Origin of the sequence: Chloracidobacterium sp., assembly GCA_015075585.1 — a bacterium.
GTDB lineage: Bacteria > Acidobacteriota > Blastocatellia > Pyrinomonadales > Pyrinomonadaceae > OLB17.
In genome coordinates this window covers 1,276,574-1,292,454 of the sequence record JABTUB010000001.1, presented here as the reverse complement: position 1 = coordinate 1,292,454, position 15,881 = coordinate 1,276,574, and the positions used below count along the sequence as shown (strand labels likewise).

The 15,881-nt window shown below is 44.0% G+C and carries 14 protein-coding genes; 1 reads left to right on the top strand and 13 read right to left on the bottom strand.

All coding sequences use genetic code 11. From position 1 onward, the window contains the following. Window positions 1–3: 3 nt before the first annotated feature. From HS105_05870 to HS105_05810, 13 genes are all read right to left on the bottom strand, one after another. Window positions 4–333, bottom strand: a complete 330-nt coding sequence (locus tag HS105_05870) for a hypothetical protein (GenBank protein ID MBE7516122.1) — start codon at window positions 331–333, stop codon at window positions 4–6. Between the two features lie 199 nt (window positions 334–532). Continuing rightward, a complete protein-coding gene (locus HS105_05865) occupies window positions 533–772 on the bottom strand; it encodes a hypothetical protein (GenBank protein MBE7516121.1) in 240 nt (79 codons plus the stop codon). Then, entirely contained in the window at window positions 772–1,149 is a 378-nt protein-coding gene (locus HS105_05860) for an ATP-dependent Clp protease ATP-binding subunit (protein MBE7516120.1), read from the bottom strand. The genes HS105_05865 and HS105_05860 overlap by 1 nt, the downstream gene beginning before the upstream one ends. 558 nt (window positions 1,150–1,707) lie before the next feature. After that, complete coding sequence (locus HS105_05855; GenBank protein ID MBE7516119.1) at window positions 1,708–2,094, bottom strand: hypothetical protein; 387 nt, start codon at window positions 2,092–2,094, stop codon at window positions 1,708–1,710. 333 nt (window positions 2,095–2,427) lie between these two features. Then, window positions 2,428–2,907 carry a hypothetical protein gene (locus HS105_05850; protein ID MBE7516118.1) on the bottom strand — a complete coding sequence of 160 codons (480 nt, stop codon included), beginning with the start codon at window positions 2,905–2,907 and terminating at the stop codon, window positions 2,428–2,430. Window positions 2,908–2,922: 15 nt separating this feature from the next. Continuing rightward, complete coding sequence (locus HS105_05845) at window positions 2,923–6,411, bottom strand: hypothetical protein (GenBank protein MBE7516117.1); 3,489 nt, start codon at window positions 6,409–6,411, stop codon at window positions 2,923–2,925. A gap of 8 nt (window positions 6,412–6,419) precedes the next feature. Further along, window positions 6,420–7,571, bottom strand: coding sequence for a hypothetical protein (locus tag HS105_05840; GenBank protein MBE7516116.1), 1,152 nt, complete (start codon window positions 7,569–7,571; stop codon window positions 6,420–6,422). Between the two features lie 20 nt (window positions 7,572–7,591). Then, window positions 7,592–7,876, bottom strand: a complete 285-nt coding sequence (locus tag HS105_05835; GenBank protein MBE7516115.1) for a hypothetical protein — start codon at window positions 7,874–7,876, stop codon at window positions 7,592–7,594. Window positions 7,877–8,277: 401 nt separating this feature from the next. Then, on the bottom strand, window positions 8,278–9,864 hold the full coding sequence (locus HS105_05830; protein ID MBE7516114.1) for a response regulator: 1,587 nt from the start codon (window positions 9,862–9,864) through the stop codon (window positions 8,278–8,280). Continuing rightward, on the bottom strand, window positions 9,864–11,627 hold the full coding sequence (locus HS105_05825; GenBank protein ID MBE7516113.1) for a hypothetical protein: 1,764 nt from the start codon (window positions 11,625–11,627) through the stop codon (window positions 9,864–9,866). Before HS105_05825 ends, HS105_05830 begins: the two co-directional genes overlap by 1 nt. 24 nt (window positions 11,628–11,651) lie before the next feature. Further along, the gene (locus HS105_05820; protein ID MBE7516112.1) at window positions 11,652–13,499 is read right to left on the bottom strand and encodes a hypothetical protein; all 1,848 of its coding nucleotides are present in this window, start codon (window positions 13,497–13,499) and stop codon (window positions 11,652–11,654) included. Next, the gene (locus HS105_05815) at window positions 13,496–13,969 is read right to left on the bottom strand and encodes a hypothetical protein (protein MBE7516111.1); all 474 of its coding nucleotides are present in this window, start codon (window positions 13,967–13,969) and stop codon (window positions 13,496–13,498) included. Before HS105_05815 ends, HS105_05820 begins: the two co-directional genes overlap by 4 nt. Further along, entirely contained in the window at window positions 13,966–14,538 is a 573-nt protein-coding gene (locus HS105_05810; GenBank protein ID MBE7516110.1) for a hypothetical protein, read from the bottom strand. The genes HS105_05815 and HS105_05810 overlap by 4 nt, the downstream gene beginning before the upstream one ends. Window positions 14,539–14,642: 104 nt before the next feature. On the opposite strand from HS105_05810, the gene HS105_05805 reads away from it, so the two are divergent. Beyond that, complete coding sequence (locus tag HS105_05805) at window positions 14,643–15,857, top strand: IS256 family transposase (GenBank protein MBE7516109.1); 1,215 nt, start codon at window positions 14,643–14,645, stop codon at window positions 15,855–15,857. Window positions 15,858–15,881 lie beyond the last annotated feature (24 nt).

The following is a 15,881-nucleotide window of genomic DNA, read 5'->3' as shown; positions in this document are numbered from 1 at the left end:
TACCTAATCACCGTGGCTGTCATTCAAGGTTCTGGTATTCCAAACATCCACCGCTTGGCCGAGTCTCACCAAATCAGTTTTACAACCGCACCTCCAGCATTGGACAAAGCACCAGCCTTGTAAATTACTGCGATTTTGATCAGCTATCGTCGTAACCACTTTTGCGGCTCCGTCGCAAAAAGGACAAGGCGAAATCTCTCTTCCCTCAACGGAGTCTAGCACATTTTGTTTCTTCAGCTGTTCGGAAATAACCTTCAGAACCGGCTCAGGATCAATATTCAGTTCGCTCCGCAGAAACGCTCCAATGTGTTTTAATTCCGAGTATTTTTCCATATCAACGATCCCCACTTATTCTTCTGTTGTGCTTTTCAAGCGCACTACGTTTCATGATTTCGCGATTTGTCGCGTTTCTTTTAATAATCGAATGCAGTTGCTCGTAAACTTCGGCGAATTGATCAAAAAATATCATTGCCTTTTCAGGATCAGTTTCAGGGCAGTCATCAAGCCATATATCCGTTGAAATCTCATAGCGCTACCGGATGTGGCCTCTCGACGACACTTCCAATCCGGACAACCTCGCGGCTTCCAAGACCAGTTCAGAGGGATAGCCTTCCAAAACAATCATCCATTTCTGGTTCAAGAAATGGTGAAACCCAGAACTTGCAGTAGGTTCTCCCTGATACAAAAGCGTTATTACAGCCTTCTTCACCGGCTCCTCAAGTGTTTCTATAAGTGAGTGCTTATAAGCAACATCTGGAAGTATCGTTTCCATCAATTAAGGTAGTCGCCGTTCTTAATTAATAGGTCTGATGCACCTATCAATTTAATCTGCCCTCTAGAAAGGGCTGGTTCCATCTGTTGCAAAATATCCCTTGAAGTATCTCCCCCGGGACCGGAATCAATGAGAGTATGAATTTCATCAATAAAGACAATGATGTTCTTCCGCTTCGCTTCTTCTAGTAGGTTTTTGATTCTGTGATCAATCATTCCGTACCACGATGCACCCGCTATCAGTGACAACGCTGAGACAGAGAAAATTCGGCAGTTTTTAAGTTTTTTAGGCACATCGTTATTGTGTATCTTGAGGGCAAGTCCTTCGGCAAGCGCCGTCTTACCACTCCGGCAGGACCAATCAAAACAGGATTTGATTTAGTACTTCGGCAAAGAGTCTGGATCATCATCTCCACAACCTCTTTCCGACCGACAATCGGAGACAGTCGTCCCTCGGATGCCTCTGTGGTAAGATCAGTTCCAAATTCTTTGAGGAACTCCAACATCGAATGATCATAAGTTTTATTTTGCGGGGAATCGAAACTCATACGTTTTTCTCGTTTAGACTATTTGCGTTTAATTTGTTTCTGTTTCTTCGTTTTTTTGATTCCAGTACTTTTCGTTCCTGGGGTGCGTTCCTTTTGCATTACGCTTTGGGCATACGTAGTAAAACTCGACAATCGATTGTCAAGCCACTTGACAACATCTAAATGATACGACACCAGAACAACTGGAACCGCAATAAGTACTGATACAATAAAGAAAAGGACATATTTTCTTATTCTCCCTTTCAAGGGTTTGTTCGATCTGTCGGGGCTACTCGCGCTTTTGAAATCCCATGCTCCAGAACCATGCAACGTATTAGGATTCCATGGTGTGCTCCTAAATATTTGAAAAAACGAGTTGTGCATCTTAAATCCCTGTGGCTTGTACTGACTACTTGTTTCGGCTAAGCGGGCCAATTGATTTGAAACCGTCCCTCTTGTATGAATCGTCGCCGAGTTTTTTTGTTTCAGACTTAGGCTTATAGTAGTTAATGGTTTTCAGCAACTGACCGTATTTTCGGTTATAGCCAATTTTCATTTTGCTCAATATCTGAGGGTGGCTTTCGATATATGGCAACACAACCAGAAATGCGAAAATAATCAATACAATAAGTCGGATGACTGTCCTCTTGTGAACTCCGAGTGTGTGAGCCGCCTGGCCGACTAAAATGCTCATGATAGGTGTTACAAGAACATAAGCCCGAACGTCACATACAAGCACAGCAAATATCCCGCCTGCGATCGCAAGCAGGCTTATCTTTATTATGTCTTTGTTCATATGTTTGTTGTCCGTTCTGTATCTTGTGCGCTCCAGAACTGAAGATACACGTCTCCCGTCGTGGCAGCCGTCAAGCAATCTCTAAAAGATCGCGACAGCGAATGCAACAAATTCTCTGAATCATTACAACGTCATCTTACCTAATGTCGTTGGAGTTCGAGTGTCAGTTTCGCTAGACTAGTATTCGTCGATTCGGTAATCTTAATAATTTGCTGACGGCAATTAGCTGAAATTATTCACGAATTGATCCCTCGAAAAACGAAAAGGCCCGTCATCTAAGATGACTGGCCAACTCGCACTTGACTAACGGTCTTGCGCTAGCGCAAAAAATGTCTATTTCTTAATACGACGATAAATTCTCTTATCAACCATGAAATTTAATCTGTGATCAACAACGCCAGCAACAGCTTTGATACATTCGTTCGTCACCTGGTTTACGGTCATCGCTCCAACTTTCTCGGAGATATCAGGGCCACATGCCTCAATAACAGATTTTGCTATCTCAACAACCTCAAACACTTCCAGCTTGCCCATATCAATAAGTTGCTCTTTCGTATAGTCTTTCAATTGATCATCGGGAATTCTCCATGCATTTGCCCTTCGGTGTGTTTCATGCAGCCAGCCCTTAACCAGATTGTTCCACCGCCGATCAAATAAAGCAGGATTTAGCTTCAATGTTTCTTTCAGGTCCCGTATTCGTTTATTGAATTTCCGACGGACCTGCCGGCTCATGTTACGAACATTCACAAGTAGGGCATCAGACTCGTGAATATCGATGACAGTTTTGTTGTTTGTTTCTCTATTTGATTCCATGTAGAACAGCTCATCCTAACGATTGAGAATATTGTATTTCCTAAGTATCGGAATTGTTGTAACCATTAGATCTTTAGCAGAAAGACCTTTGCTATTCGCGGGGATGTTACCATTGATCATCATCCCAATTGTAAATTCGCTGCTTGCAATAACAAACGAACTGCTCAGATTGTACTTGCCGGATGAGTGTTCGGCCGTACCGGTCTTAGCAGTGAAATTTGCTTTCTTGAATCCATTCTTTTCAAGGGCATCACCAACCACACCGGCCGTACCTGAAAGGACACTGCTCATCGCGGACCTCAGTCTTTTAAGCTCATTCTTATCAATTGAAAGCTCATCATAGCTTTGTTCGTCTCCCGCATAGTTCAACTCCAGTTTCTTTCCGGAAGCGATGCGGGCATACCATTGAATGACATCAATGAATCTATACGGCTTTTCCTGCCCAATGCTCAATCTATAGATTTCGTTGTTTTTATTAAGCGGTCGTGAATATGCAGCCTTTGCAGGCAACTTATCAAAATAAGCATCCTCGGTCAGGGACACAAGAGGCAATTCCAAGTCATTGTCAAGAACATTACCAAATTCTTTAGGATAATGCTTCATAATATCCTTCAAAAGGTTTGCAGCATAAAGATCATCTGACTGCTGAATAAAGTTATCGAATGTGACATCGTCATAAGATCGGTTTTTGTACGCCGAATTGACCGCGAGGACGGCGTAGGCAAGGATAGGCTTCTTGAGACTGCCGATCAGATAATGTATTTCGTTCGAATTCGTGTCGGCCATCAATGGATATGTGCTGTTCACAACAATGCCTCCATTTTTGTTATTCACGATCACGATCGCCCCCTTGTTTGTCGTTACGCCAATCTTTTTCAGATGTTCTTCGAGTGCTTTCGCAAGTTCAGCTGTCAAATCAGCATTAGTTGTCTTTGCGGATGGCAGGATCGAAGAATAGTAGTCATTTGTATAGATAACTTTGGAGTCTCCGTTGACGATTTGATCCACCGCCATTACTCGTCCAAATGGTGATCGCTCGCCGCTGATTTGTCGGGAGCGAACCATAAAATAGTAAGCGGCATCCATCCGTCTTAAAAGCCGCTCACTGGTCAATTCAAATTTAGCGTTCTCGATTTTTATACGTGAATATGGGACGTTTGCATAGTAGAGGCTTGAAATGTTCTGGAGAAGGAACTTGTTCTTGGTATTGACCGCTGTGCGCTCATTTGTTCCGATCAAGTCGCTTCCGGCTCTGATCAACGAATTTTTGTCTGAAGAATTTAAATGATTGACAATGGCTCCCATTTCGCTTTCACCTTTCCTCGCAGTCTTCACCCACCGATAGTCATTAGGCACAATCAGCAGAATACTCCACCTCATAAATAGCAAGGCGGCAAATACAGCCAAAACTAAAAGCCCGCCTTTCTTGAGAGCGGAAAGAACACCTCGATAATCCTGCGTAATACGAGGATCGGTCGGTTGCTGGTATCTCTGATCCATGAAGATGAACGAAAGAGCGATAAGTAGTAAAGCCAGGAAACCAGGCTCTATCAACGAGATCGATATACATGGCAAGCTTTGACCGGTAAGCGGAGCTATCAGGAGATTTGAAAGCACTGGGTATCCCAGTGTGACTATTGTTAGGGCCAGAAGGAACTGTATGAATTCGGATTCGCGAGTCGATGGGAGAAGATATGCCATTCCGTTTCCAATGTTGATAGGCCGAATGGTTAAGATTAGTAAGAATGAGAGCTGATAGATCAAGAAACCGATTGTCAAACTAAACAGAACCGCAAACCAAAGTTTGCCGTAAACTAAGGACCAGAATAAGGCATAATCGCTAAATGCTGTGGATCTCATCGGCGCTGGCACAACGACATCTTGCATTGCCGGAATGTTTCCCTCGACAAGTTGCTTCTCGATTAAGTTCAGATAGGCATAAGTCTCCCTGTCTGCTTCTTTGGCATCTTCAAGATATTTGCTATCAGGCTGAATATACTGGGCATATATTCTGTAACCTTTTCCTCCTGCAACAGTTCCGTTGGTTAAATAGAAGACTCCGATCAGAATAACTATTCCTACAATCCCTGTTATTGCAATTCCGGTTCTCCATTTCAACGCTTGACCGGAGAAGACCGCAATCATGGCAAACGCAGACGAACTGTAAATTATGCTTCCAAAATCTCCGGAGAAGTAGGACAAAATCGCAGCATAAACCAAAACAACGGCATGTCTTAACGACTTGGCTGTTAAGCGATCGTAAATGGCGTACATTCCGACCAAAATCGCTACTTTTACAATGTGTAGCATCGGAATAGGACCGAGCCTTTCATTTGAAGTGAAATGGGGAAGGGTAAATGGCAAGACTATCAAAGCCAGACAAACAATTATTTTTACGAAATGATTTCCAAAGAAATTTTTCAGTCTCCAACCGAAGCGCAAATTGCGAACAGGACTATGGAAAATATGTGAAAAATACGTCAAATTCAGCAAAAATAAGACTCCCCAATACCAAGACCTGCTCGCATCCGAGTTTGATATTGTCAAGAATAGTGGAACAGACAAGAAGGCAAGGCAATTGAACAAACATCGGACTGCTATAACAGCCTGTATTGTGGGAGTACCGTTCACCTTGTAATGTCTCAGAATATAGATCTGAAATCCTGCTAACACTAAGATGCCCAGAAATAGTGGCAGTATGGTCCAGTAGCTATAGGAAGGGCTAAACTCAAAGAGAAAATCGCCCGCAACAAATCGCGACTGATTCTCACTTCCTTCGGCAACACCGCGTCCGTTCTCGTCATAGACCTTGTATGTAAGACCAAACGATTGTTGAGGCGTTGCTTCGATCGTGAAACTGCATTGGTTATCAGTCGTATTCTTAAACTTAAAAACCCTTGCGGATACCAAGGAGACATCCCTGTTGCACAACACCAGGAACTTATTCAACTTCCCCGCTTCCAGCGGATAACTGACGCCGATGCCTTCGGTTTTAGCAGAAAGGAACGCCTTGTTCTCAAAGCCGGTAATCTTGATGGCAACTCTCGAATTTTTGTCACCCGCAGGTGAATTGAATATTATTCCGTCCCCGCGCAGGTCACGAAATATTTTATCTCCCGCGTTGAAAAAGGAGTGCTGTCCGAAGCCGAACCAGCCCTTTTCAGCAGTTCGAGCAAAGGCAAAGAAAGGATTCACTGAGTTCTCCTTTTTGCTTGTCACTTCACTGGCTACAGTCAGGGTATATTCTCCAGCTTTGTCGTCATAACTGATACTCCCGAGACTGTTAGGTAGCAGACCTTTGCCTTGTGGATAATCAATTTGAAGAACGTGTTCAGACTCTGTTTTTGAATTACGTATCTCGAACGTCTTGGCGGGATCAAGCGCAACACCGATACATTTGATTGAAAATGGCGCCGGGTCGTTGAATACAATCTCCCTTATGCTAGATGCAGCATACGCACAGCAGAAGAACGACAGAGCTATTAAAAGGATGTATTTCAACATAGATATTCTTAAGCTGCGTTACGACCCATGGGCAGTCGTTGCAGTTCGGCTTCAAGAGCGTCAGCATTTGCGTGATAACCCTTATTTCGCAAGATTCGCATTTTTCCACGTATCTCCGCCTCTTTCACGATGCTGTCATTAAGATCAAGCATATCGGCATCATGCTTCAGAGCGTAAAAATCGCCTCTGCCCTTTTGAGCAGCTAGCATCAGCCTATCTCGCTTTAGATCAGCCTCGGCTTGTGCGGCTTCCAATAAAATTGGGGCCATTCGCGTGTTATATTGTTTCTCCCTTTCATGATACTCATCGTTCTCGGAGGTCGTCGCCTTGAGAGCCAGCACTCCCATCTCGAACGCGCCAAAGATCGTGTATAAAGCGGTGACGATCAGAATTGCCGCGATTCCGCCTTCCGAAATAATGCTGAAAAGAGTCTCAACCTTGATGAGAAAATCACCTGAACCACGTCCCTGAATTTCTTCGCGCTCAGATTGATATGACTCAAAAAAAGGGGCTTCTAGTGATTCCAGCTTGAGTATTTCGCTATTAACATCATTGATCATTGCGTCGTAGGCTGCCTTCTTCTCGTTGTATCGCGGTCCTGGGTACCCACGGTTTGCTTCAGTTTGTACAACCTCGAGGTTGTACTTCTCCGCATGAGCCTTCTTGTCATTTACTAGTTTGTATCTAGTCTCCTTTGCTGACAGATATCGCGTGTCGACAGCCTTGAGTTCCGTAACCTTCGTAGCATTTATCCGGTTGTCAATTTTTGTCTGAGTCATCAGAGTAATGAGTGCAGTTACCGTTAGAAAAACAGCAGCAATTCCTGACACGACGCGCATGATTTTGCCGATGACACCTAAGCCATCAACATTCATAATTCCGAAATCGTAGGAGAAAACCAATATTGACCAGAGCAGACCAGCAGCAATACAAATTAAAACTTGAGTCTTGACATCAGTGCCCTCTGGAATGTAATGATTTGCGACATCTGCGCCGCCGATAAATGCGAGACCGACTGACCCAAGCAGGCCTATAGAAAACGCAAAGTATTTTCTTTTAGTTTTTGAACTAGACTCTCTCAAAACATTAAAATCCGCTCCGCCTAAGGCAAAGAAGATCGTTAAGATTACGTTCATGATTTTAATAATTGCGTTTGTCATATATTTTTCTTGTTCTCAACTTAGAAATTGGAATCTGATACATCGATAGCCCCATTAAAATGAGCGTGTGGCAGTGCCCGATCAAATTGCTCTAGTTCCGGCTGAAGAGCCTCAAGTCGCAAATGCAGCGGAAGCGACCTGTCACGTGAACTCATCGGCGACAAGGTCGGCTTATCAACCGGCATCTCAGATTCCACCCAAGAACCCATACCGGTCACCTTGTTGGGATTAAGGCTTTGTTTAGTGAAGGCTTCACGCAGCCAACTCCAAACATTCGCTGTAAGGTTATATAAAAATGTATTCATAAAGTTCTTGAGTAAGTGCCTTAAAATCTGATTCGAAATATACCGCTGCCATCACCGGAACACACATCGCCCGGGTTGGCAGCCGTCAAGCAGCTTGTGGCCGCGACAGCGAAGACTTGAGAGTTGTTGGGCGGTTGCCCGCCCCGGTTGTTTTATATTCCTCCCATATCGCTACCTCCTTTGGTTGAAATCGTCCTCACAAGAGTCATTATGTGCATCGCATAAATTAGCTGAAATTATCTGTAGCGAACCGGTTGCTTATTTCGGACAACCTTTCTTGCTGCTATCTTTTTCAATTTTTTGCATGATAATTTACGGCAGGATTAGCTGGAATTATTTGAATAGAAAAGGCTCGCCATTTAATAAATGACAAGCCCTTTTAATTTTCTATTTGTGCCTCTCTACTTTAACAATCCGTGTTTCAGCAGCCAGGCTCGTTCGTGGGGAAGCATTACGCCGCCCTGAACATCTTCTCGGGTTAAGCACATTCGGCTTACTTCCTGATTAGCATTGTTCTTGTGGTATTCGATCGTGGTTCCGGAATAATTGCCCGTGCAAAGTATCTTGTACATCCTCACAAACACACGCGTATCATCCCTTTCCGTATCGCTCAAAGTTGTCCACATTGCGAACCATACCAATCTGAGTACAAGTACAGGAAAAAGCTGCTTATGTTTCTTGGACATCTTTAACCCGAACCGATCACGGATATCAGTAATGTCCCTATAGTTGTTCTTACTTTGCTCGGTTACATAAGCCCAAACTTCGTCGGCCTTTGATGCGACTGACGCAAAAAATGCGGCTGCTTCTAAGCTGTGTTTGGTTTGGAGATACAACTTCTGGTAAGAAACTCCGTTGTCTTCATTTGTCCATGACGCCGAGTTTGGCCTCTCTGAGAGAATGGTCAGAGCATCGGCACAACCAGTTGCGATCATATCGGCAAAAAGTGCTTTTTGCTGATCATTCTCGACGTTCTGTTTTTTTACTAATTGAAAACGAAAATCGGTTGCGTTTCTTATCTGATGAACTACAAAGTCAGCCTGCGATGTGAGTGCAAAAAGCGCTCTGAATCCATTCTTTGAGGCATGATCCAAGATCTCGTACCCTTGATATTTTTGCCAGTATTCTGAACCGTCTTTGTAGAGCCGCCAATCGCAAATAACCGCAAGTATCTCATTACCTGTATCTGCATCCAGTATATCAATTGCATTCTGGGCGTCGCTTTCAGCAACTACTTCAAAACTCTTGTTCAAAAAATCAACCGCTTCCTTAAGCTGGTTCTCATTGTCTTCGACAAGAAGTATCTTATGTTTCTTGGCAGTCATCGGAGCAGCAGATTGTCCTTGCTCTGTAAGAGATGCGGCGCAAAGCCCCAAAAATGCTTCTTTGATTTCCCGGAATTCAGTTTCGTTATTTTCTGAACGGGCTTTCACAAGCTTGTCGCGATAATTATCAAACTCAACGAGCGTCTTCTGTATCTGGCTTAGAAACGGTTCGACTTCATTGAAGTAAGGCAATGGATCGTTTCCAAATTTGAGATTGTGATTAAGTTTGTCAAGCACCATTCCCTTAACATCAGCAAGCATGGTCACCACATCATGCAATGCAGATGGAGTTAGAGGAGGCGTATTCTTAATGACTTCATCCAGGTCGGATTGTGTAAACGGAGACTCTATGAATCCAGAGCCTCTGCCAAAAAGTATTTTGTATTTGAGTTTCTTTTCGCTTCTCCTTTCAAAGTAACTTGCTTTAATTGGGCTGTAGAAAATAATAGGTGCAGTTGATTTCAACTTTGTTCTAATGATGTTGGCCACATCAAACCCGTAGTCGCTCGATAAGAAACGACCTCCCCAGTTTAAGTGAATATTGACCAACCAAAAAGAATCTGGGGGCACAGGACCATCCTGCAATTTCGCGTCGGTGTCGACAATTTCCCAACCGGATGGCCCAGACGCTCCTGAATTACAAATGTGAATACCATTAGACATTATCGAGATTGAGTGTTCATTTTTTTGATGGCTCTTAAAGCGGCCAAAGCGGCATTCGCGCTTTTTACTTTGCGCTTTTCTTCGGCAATCCTTCTATCATAAAAATCGGAGATGACATCATAATTAACGTCTTTGAAGCGATCCGCTAATGAGTCACGTATTTCCCGAACAAAGGTTATACCGCATTCAGAGATAAACGAGTCAAATTGTCGAAAATAGTTTATATTGGCGTTGTCCGGCCTACCATCGTCTTTCCAAAGCATCTTGCGCGTTTCCAACCCTTCAAAGCTGGAATTGTCTAGAAGAAGCAGACCAATGAATAAATCGACACAAAACAACACTTCTAACGGTTTAGCTCGACGATACGATAATTTGTGCGAATAAAAGCTACGTACTCTCCATATGTATGAAGCTACTAAGCTCACATTCTGCTTACCAGAATCAGGGTTGATCTCTAAAACTTCACAAAGCCCCCCAATATTGTTTAGCACTACGGAACAAAGTCGCCCTTCAAAGTCAGCGACTTTCTTTGTTTCAAAGGTCGATCGCTGGCTAAAAACTGTATCAAGAACAAGGATGCACTCTTCTATGATTTTCACCGAATCCTGCTCCTTCGTATGCCACCATAAGGTGGTATGTTCCGCTTTTTTAAGCTCTAGAAGTCGCTTCCAAACCTTTGCATAGAAGCGGCATTCAGGATCAACAAGTTTTTTTATACAAGCTTCGAAATGCTCGAACTGTGCTTTCTTGTTTTCACGAGTTGTATCCAAAGACGTTTCCTTTACAGCCCACGCCCAAACGCCCTCAGATCGGAACGCATCAGCATTCCATACCTTGTTACTTAAAGTGAACATCATGTAAGGAAGATATGGATATTCTTCCTTTATACGTTTGAAAAGTTTGTAACCGGAAATCTTTTCCAGGTCGCTGATCGACTTGTATGGATTTGTGTCTTCGTGATTCTCCTCTATATATAGATCAGATAATATGGCATCACTACGCTTGGCAAGTTCCAACCAACTCTCGATTCCATTTCCGTTATTCCAAACTTCTTTAAACTTCTGCTGCGACGGAAGTTTATCAATCGGGAGGTTTGTCCCGTGGAAGATGCACTGGTATGTATGTGCCCAACTTGCTAATTCATCGTCGATTATTAACAAACTCATCTCATTGAGCCTAAGTTTCCCATCGGAGTCATTCCCATCCTGGATCTTCTCTTTGTTTACGAGTGCCCAACCACTCAGAAGGTTCTCAGATGCATTATTAAACTGAGGCCATTTATCTTTAACAAGAATTGAGATCAGATCTCTTTCGAACAAATTGCCGCAAGCGTAGTTCTCCTTCTTGACTGCTCCATCTGCCTCATCATCTGCGGGGATAAATGTACTTTCACATGCATACTTGCATTCGACAAACGGAAGAACCTTCAAAACATAATTTTCCGGCTTATTTTTAATCAGATTTGCGACTGGAATTGGTGAATAGAAAATAACTTTTAGCTTATCTTGCCTGCCAGTAAAACATTTGAGTAAGTATCGATAAACAGTCAAACCTGCTTGATCTTGCAGATTATCCTTTTCATGAATTCGGCAATGCACGTCAATAACAAAAATTGTTTCGCCATCGAAATGACTATCAAAGCCCTTAGGCATGTACGGCACTAGATATCCGGCCCGCTTCTGCTCAGGTTCATACTCAACCTCTCCTATCTTGATCTTAGGTAATTCTAAATCGCTGTTATTGATAAAGACTATTCGTTTCATAAATGGTCTATAGGATTTCTCAACTCAAGTTGGTAGTTGAATTGGTAGTTGAAGCGTGCATTTGTTTCCATTAAAGACGATACACTCTGAGAAACCTCCAATCTTAATGCTGAAACTTTTACTGTTGGCCAACTCATCTTTATACTCCTTGCTTAGTAATTCCCATTTGCCGGATGAAGCATAATGTCTGGCTAAAGTCTTAATTCGTCCACTTATGCCGCTATTTTCTTGCTTTAGTCGATCAGGCACGTACGACAACCAATGATTGTAGTAGTGCATGTAGTCAAAGACGGGATGAGTAAGCTCTTCCTTAAACCAGGAAACAACATTCTTGTCCGGAAATGGGACACTTATCGGCCTCTGATGGTTTTCCAGTAGGCTCTTTATCACCAAAATTGTTATCAGTTCTGCATCAAACGGAGTAAACAATCTATAGCTGGTTGAGTGTGATGCGTGATTTCGCAGATGGTTAGCCAATTCGAGTTCAGGGGTCTGCACACGTCGTCTACCAAGTTTGTAGAGTGTCTCAGGAATTAACCCAACTGATCTTATGATGGATACTGCTCCGAAAGACAGTGGATTCACCTCGAAGTTTTCAAAATATGATTCGATGTATGACTCATCAAGCCCTGTAGTCTGTCCACTCACGATCAGAAGATTTTTCAGTAAACCTCTTACTTCAGCGAAAGCATTATCCCTTGCTGGTGTTTGTGGAATGTTCGCAAGATATGAAGCGGTCTCTAACCGCAACAAGGAACTATACATGTTCCTTCGCCAACAATAAGAATACTCGTCAGTGATTCCCTCAAGATTTTCTTTCAGGGCCAAGTAAACATCTATCTTTTCACCAACAGTTGCCCTGTGATTATTGTGTTTGGTGACTTGTCCTGAAGAACCAAAGGCTCTAAGGGTTTCGGAAATCTTGAATTTAGTACTTGTTGTATGTAAGATAACAGGTATAGCGGGTTCCACATCGGAAGATCGAATTTTCCGAAACAGATGAAAACCTGAGATTGATCTCACGAATTCGTTTGTCTTGAATCGATCTGTTTCGTGGCGCTCATGAAGATAGAGGTCCGCAATTATCAGTTGATAATTACTAAAGGTGTCTGTCGTTATGTGATCAAAAGAGTCCGTGCTGAGCTTTCGGAATTCCTTTTTTATTTCATCACCAACAAGTGGATCCAGAAAGTAATCAGGCTTGACCGAGAGAATTTTCTTGAATGTTATTTGCCAGTCATCCCACTCATCATCAATAATCATCGGCTTGTTCCCATGGAGATCGATCTGTATGGGATCTTCACCTTTTTTAAGCCTGTCTTTGTTATCCAAGGCCCAGCCGCTTAAGAGATTTTCAGATGCGTTGCTGAACCTGGGCCAATCTTTTGAAATACATTCATTGATCTTTTTGCTTAAAGCGTCGCCAAACGTACCGTCCAAGTTGGCTCTAACAAAAGGGAGTTCGAGAAGAACGTAGTTCTCCGGCTTAAGTGCCACTAACTTTTTTTGTTCAATCGGCGAGTGGAACACTACTTTGAGTTTCTTATGTGCTCCGGCGTCTAACTCGTCTAATGCCCTTAGCAGATGGCGGTATAGTACTACTCCGCCTTGTTCTTGAAGATCTTGAACTTTGGCCTTCTTATTACCGTCTAATTTCTCATAAGTGCAGTGGACGTCAATAACAAAGACGATATCGTCATATTCTGAAAGCGCGGTTTCCAGGACAATATCCTCTAGCTTGTTATAGCTATCCTTTGCCTTATGTTCATCTCGGTTCCCACTCCAGTCCTTTGTACAGACGCACTCTTCTATCAGGTGTTGAGTAACATTCCCGTCAATCGTCTTCGTATTGGAAATAAAGAAAATTCTCATGCATTTTCGGTATTAAGATATGCGTCCAATGCGGCTTTGGCATTTTTTATTCCTTCACTGGTGTCGAATGGCGACATTAAGGCAAACGGCCGCAACAACTCCTCAAGTTTGGGGTCGTGTTCGAGAATCATTAAAACATCTTCACGTTCAACTTCGTTTTTATTTTCAAGGGCAATCTTTGCGACAAGATTTACCTGGCTCGGGTGGATACTAGCCCAAAACTTATAGCCATCGGTCTTACCATCGGGTCGGATCTCATTTTGGTTCGATCCACTTACAGAGAAGTAGGCTATATTCGCTTTAAAATTTTCAGGTGGGACGACACTATGATCATGATCAAAAAAAATCGTTACCCCGTCCCATCCAGGCCAGGTATCGGTAAACCCGATAATATTATTGTTATTCCGCAGTTCAGCTGAGTAACGCTCCTGATCGTTTCGATGCTGCAGGTCAGAGATATACACTTTCATAATTGAATCCTGTTCCTAAAATCAATCCGGACACGATAGCCCGGGCTGTCAAAAGACTTCATCTGCTCATTACTGACGTACCATTTTTCAAGACTGAATTTTTCCTGATCCTCGCGAGCCACGAACCTAATATCACCCATACTTAGTAAAGGTTTAAGGTTGGTTTTCAAAAACTGCGTAACTGCACCCTTATTACCGGAAAGTTCTTTATTGAAAGATGCTGAATTGAAGGGAGAAGTCATATTATAATTAAAGAAAATCGAGGGGAACCCTTGGCTCCCGGTGACGTGACAACATTCAGTCACGAACGGATCCGCTCGTGTTGCACCGTGCGCGGCACCTTCTTTTTCAAGGACCTCGAAAAAGGCGGTTAGTAAGGGTAAATTCACAAAAAAATTATTATTGAGAATGATGTCGTTTGGGTTGACGGTGGTCCTTGCAATGCTCGATGCCTCTAAAATGCAAAATATGCATGGAGTGTTATTACCACAAGAAAGTGGTGTTGAAGTTCCATAGGAAAAATAATGATCTTTGTGGCCCCCATTACCTGCGTTCCACGCGTGATTCACGCCATCTCCAGGTCTATATAGTACCGTCAGGTAGAGGGTGTAAATAATTTTGTGTAAATGGTCATTAACGGTCGAATGGGATAAGGTTCGGCGAGGGAGGAAAGATGACCATAGACAACGAGCTGATTGACAATTTATTGAAGGACTATAAGAAGCCGGAGGATCTGATCGGGGAGGACGGATTGCTGAAGCAGTTGACGAAGCGGCTGCTGGAGCGAGCGATGGCGGCAGAGCTGACCGAGCACGTGGGATACGAAAAGCATGAGGCGTCGGGCAGAGGCAGCGGCAATTCGCGCAACGGGACATCGAGAAAGACGCTGAAAGGCAACTTTGGCACAGTACCGATCGAGGTGCCGCGTGACCGGGCGGGGACGTTCGAGCCGCAGATCGTCGGCAAGCATCAGACGCGATTCACGGGTTTTGACGAGAAGATCATATCGCTTTACGCACGTGGGATGTCGACCCGCGAGATACAGCAGCACATCGAAGAGATCTACCAGGTGGAAGTCTCGCCGACGCTTGTTTCGACAGTCACCGATGCGGTCATTGATGAAGTAAAAGCGTGGCAGAACCGGCAGCTTGACGAGGTCTACCCGATCCTTTACCTGGACGCTCTTCAGTTCAAGGTTCGAGACCAGGGCCACGTTCGAAACAAGGCCGTTTATCTGGCGATCGGTGTCAACATGGACGGATTGAAGGAAGTGCTGGGCATGTGGATAGCTCAGAGTGAGGGGGCAAAGTTCTGGCTTTCGGTCGTCACCGAACTCAAGAACCGCGGCGTTAATGACATCATTATCGCCTGTGTTGACGGGCTCAAAGGCTTTCCCGAAGCGATCGAGACCGTGTTTCCGAAAGCTGAGGTACAGTTGTGCATCGTCCACATGGTACGCCATTCGCTCAATTACGTCGGCTGGAAGGAGCGTAAAGAAGTGGCCCGGGACCTTAAAACGATCTATAGCTCGGCGACTGACGCAGAGGCCGAACAGCGGCTCGACGAATTTGCCGACAAGTGGGATGCCCGCTTTCCGACGATCTCTCGAAGCTGGCGCTCGAACTGGACCCGCATAATCCCATTTTTTGCCTATCCGCCGGAGATCAGACGCGTGATCTATACGACCAACGCCATCGAGTCGCTCAATATGACGCTTCGCAAAGTGACAAAGGCCCGCGGATCATTTCCAAATGACGAGGCCGTGCAAAAACTGCTCTATCTCGCTCTGCGAAATATCACAAAAAAATGGACCATGCCGATCCGCGATTGGAAGGCCGCCCTCAGCCGGTTCGCTATCGTCTACGAAGACCGGCTGCCACAGAGTTGACAAGATCGGGCTATGGAAACCGTG

Excerpts from the sequence above, each read along its gene's own strand:
- HS105_05865 (MBE7516121.1), bottom strand. The coding sequence starts at position 772 with ATGGAAACGATACTTCCAGATGTTGCTTATAAGCACTCACTTATAGAA.
- HS105_05870 (MBE7516122.1), bottom strand. The coding sequence starts at position 333 with ATGGAAAAATACTCGGAATTAAAACACATTGGAGCGTTTCTGCGGAGC.
- HS105_05820 (MBE7516112.1), bottom strand. The coding sequence starts at position 13,499 with ATGAGAATTTTCTTTATTTCCAATACGAAGACGATTGACGGGAATGTT.
- HS105_05845 (MBE7516117.1), bottom strand. The coding sequence starts at position 6,411 with ATGTTGAAATACATCCTTTTAATAGCTCTGTCGTTCTTCTGCTGTGCG.
- HS105_05830 (MBE7516114.1), bottom strand. The coding sequence starts at position 9,864 with ATGTCTAATGGTATTCACATTTGTAATTCAGGAGCGTCTGGGCCATCC.
- HS105_05840 (MBE7516116.1), bottom strand. The coding sequence starts at position 7,571 with ATGACAAACGCAATTATTAAAATCATGAACGTAATCTTAACGATCTTC.
- HS105_05825 (MBE7516113.1), bottom strand. The coding sequence starts at position 11,627 with ATGAAACGAATAGTCTTTATCAATAACAGCGATTTAGAATTACCTAAG.
- HS105_05815 (MBE7516111.1), bottom strand. The coding sequence starts at position 13,969 with ATGAAAGTGTATATCTCTGACCTGCAGCATCGAAACGATCAGGAGCGT.
- HS105_05855 (MBE7516119.1), bottom strand. The coding sequence starts at position 2,094 with ATGAACAAAGACATAATAAAGATAAGCCTGCTTGCGATCGCAGGCGGG.
- HS105_05835 (MBE7516115.1), bottom strand. The coding sequence starts at position 7,876 with ATGAATACATTTTTATATAACCTTACAGCGAATGTTTGGAGTTGGCTG.
- HS105_05805 (MBE7516109.1), top strand. The coding sequence starts at position 14,643 with ATGACCATAGACAACGAGCTGATTGACAATTTATTGAAGGACTATAAG.
- HS105_05850 (MBE7516118.1), bottom strand. The coding sequence starts at position 2,907 with ATGGAATCAAATAGAGAAACAAACAACAAAACTGTCATCGATATTCAC.